The 2586-nt window shown below is 79.2% G+C and carries 1 protein-coding gene; it reads right to left on the reverse strand.

Features of this window, described 5'->3' with window-relative positions:
* Positions 1-2484 (reverse strand): AAA family ATPase (locus tag IDM29_RS16265; RefSeq protein WP_255500365.1); only part of this gene is annotated, 2484 nt, incomplete at its 3' end.
* Positions 2485-2586: the final 102 nt, after the last annotated feature.

Consider the following 2586-nt stretch of genomic DNA (forward strand, 5'->3'; position numbering starts at 1 on the left):
GGCGGTCCCGGCGGCGTGGACGCGCAGGCGTGCGTGCTCGGCCCTGACGCGCGTGAGCCATCCGAGCCCTTCCGGTCCCAGGCGCCCGCCGCGCGGGCGCCCCCGCTGCGCGGACTCCACGGCGCGCTCGAGCAGCCGGTCGCCCGTGGCGAGGTGACGGGCCGGGTCCTCGCCGCGCAGGCGGGCCTGCTCGGCCTGGTCGGCGAGCGCCCCCACCGCGAGCGCGGCGAGCCAGATCCCGCCGAGGAAGTAGTCGCTCCAGGTCCGGCCGAGGTGCTCGATGATCCGCTGCGCCAGGGCGAGCGCCTCGTCCAGCTCGCCGCCCCACGTCAGGGCGTCGACGGTGCACCCGGCGGAGATCAGCGCGATCTGCGGGTCGCGCTCCCAGGCGCCCTCGAAGGCCCGGCCGCGCGCGACGGCGTCCTCGTCCCCGCGCGCGACGGCGCCGTACAGGCGCACCGCCGCCAGCAGCGGCGAGGAGGCGCCCCGGCCCTCGCCCAGCTCGTCGTCGCGCAGGTCGCCGCGGCAGTACCTGGTGAGCGCGGCGAAGAAGGCCTGGGCGTGCCCGAACTCGCTCCAGGTCAGGCCGGCCGCGCGGCTGCGGGCGACGGCGGCGTCGAGGACCGTCGCCGCGTCGTCGAGCCGCCCGGCGTAGTAGTGCGTGGTCGCGAGGTTGTACGCGCAGCGCTGCTCGGTCACGAGGTCGCCCGCGCTCGCGGCGCTGCGGCGTGCGGTCTCGAGGAGCGCCGCCGCGCTGTCGGGGTCGTCGACCACGAGCACCGCGAGGGTGGCGAGCGCGTCGGCCTCGGGGCCGGGGAGCCCGGCGGAGCGCGCCAGGTCGATCGCGGCGTTCGCGCTCTGCGCCGCCTCGTCGTCGCGGTCCTCGAGGAGGCACGCGCGCGCGTGGACGGCCAGGCACCAGGCCCGGTCGGTGTCCGGGGCGTCGTCGGTCAGGGACGCGAGGGCGCGGCTCGCCTCGGCGAGCGCCTCCTGCGTGGCGTCCTCGGCCAGGAGCGTCTGCGCGAGGCGCGAGCGCAGCGGCGCCTGCCGGGCGGCGTCGTCGTGGGCGGCCTCCACCGCGAGGCGGGCGAGCGTGACCGCGCGGCCCGTTCGACCCGCGCGGGACGCGGCCTGGGCCGCGTCGTCCGCCAGCGCGACGCGGTCGACCCCGGCCCGGGCCGTCTCCGGGGCCGCGTCCCACAACCCGAGCACCGTCTCGAGGTGCCGGAGCTCCTCCTCGGGTGCGAGCACCCGGCCCGCCTCCTGGGCCGCCTCGAGCGACGCGCGGACGGCGGTCGTCACGTCGTGGCAGCGCTGCGCGTGGTGCGCACGCTGCGCGGAGGTGCCCAGCGACGGGTCGGCCAGCATCGCGTCGAGGTAGGCGCGGTGCAGCGCCACCTGCTCGCCCGGCAGCAGGTCGGCGTAGACGACCTCGGCGAGCAGGGCGTGCCGGAAGGCGATGCGGCCCGCCTCGCCCCCGAGCACGTGCGCGGCGACCGCCTCGCGCAGCGCGACGTCGAAGTCGCGCCCGCCGCGCGCGGCCCAGACCCCGCGCAGGAGCGGCTCGGACACGCGCCGCCCCGCGACGGACGCGACCCGTGCGAGCTCCTGCACCGCCGGGTCGACCTGGTCCAGCCGCGCGCGCAGGACGTCCGCCAGCGACCACGGCAGCGCGCCCCCGCCCCCGGCCTCGAGGATCTCCTCGGCGAAGTACGCGTTGCCCTCGGACCGCGCGAGCACCCCGCGCACCACCTCGCGCGGCACCGGCCCCCCGGCGACGGCCTCGACGAACGTGCCGAGCTCCGCCGCCGTGAACGGGGCGAGCTCGATGCGCTCCACGCGGGGGTGCCGCGAGAGCTCCGCGAGGACCGGTCGCAGCGGGTGGCGGCGGTGCAGGTCGTCCGCCCGGTAGCTGGCCACGACGAGCAGGTGCTCGCTGCCCAGGCGCGCGACGAGGAAGCGCAGGACGTCGCGGCTCGACGAGTCGGCCCAGTGCAGGTCCTCGAGCACGAGGACGAGCGGTCGCCCGGGCCGCCCCACCGCCCCGAGGACGGCGGCGAGCCCGTCGAACAGCTGCAGCCGCCCGCCCGCGTCCTCGGGTCCCGCACCGCCCCCCATGGGCCCGGGACCCGCCGCGTCCTGGGACGCGGGGACGAGCCGGGCGAGGGCCGGCCGGGCGCTGAGCACGCGGTCGACGACGTCGCGCCCCGCCTCGAGCGACCGCAGGCGCCGGAGCGCCTCCGCGAACGGCAGGTAGGGCAGCCCGACCTCGCCGAGGTCGACGCAGTGCGTCGTGACCACGGCGGCACCCCGGTCCGCCGCGATGCCGGCGAGGTGGTCGAGCAGCCGGGTCTTGCCGACGCCCGCATCGCCCCCGAGGAGCACGAGCGAGGGCGAGCCGGCGGCGGCGCGGTCGAGCGCGGCGTCCAGCCGTGCCACCTCGGCCTCACGGGCGACGAAGGTCGTCATCGGGCGGCGTGCCATGCCCCCGATCCTGGCAGCGCCCACCGACGCGCGTCACCGGTCACGGCCTCACCGCGTGCGGCGCGCCGCCGCGCCGGCCGGCGGACGCGCGGGGCGCGCGGC

Source organism: Actinotalea sp. JY-7885, assembly GCF_014525465.1.
In the GTDB taxonomy this organism is placed as follows: Bacteria; Actinomycetota; Actinomycetes; order Actinomycetales; family Cellulomonadaceae; genus Actinotalea.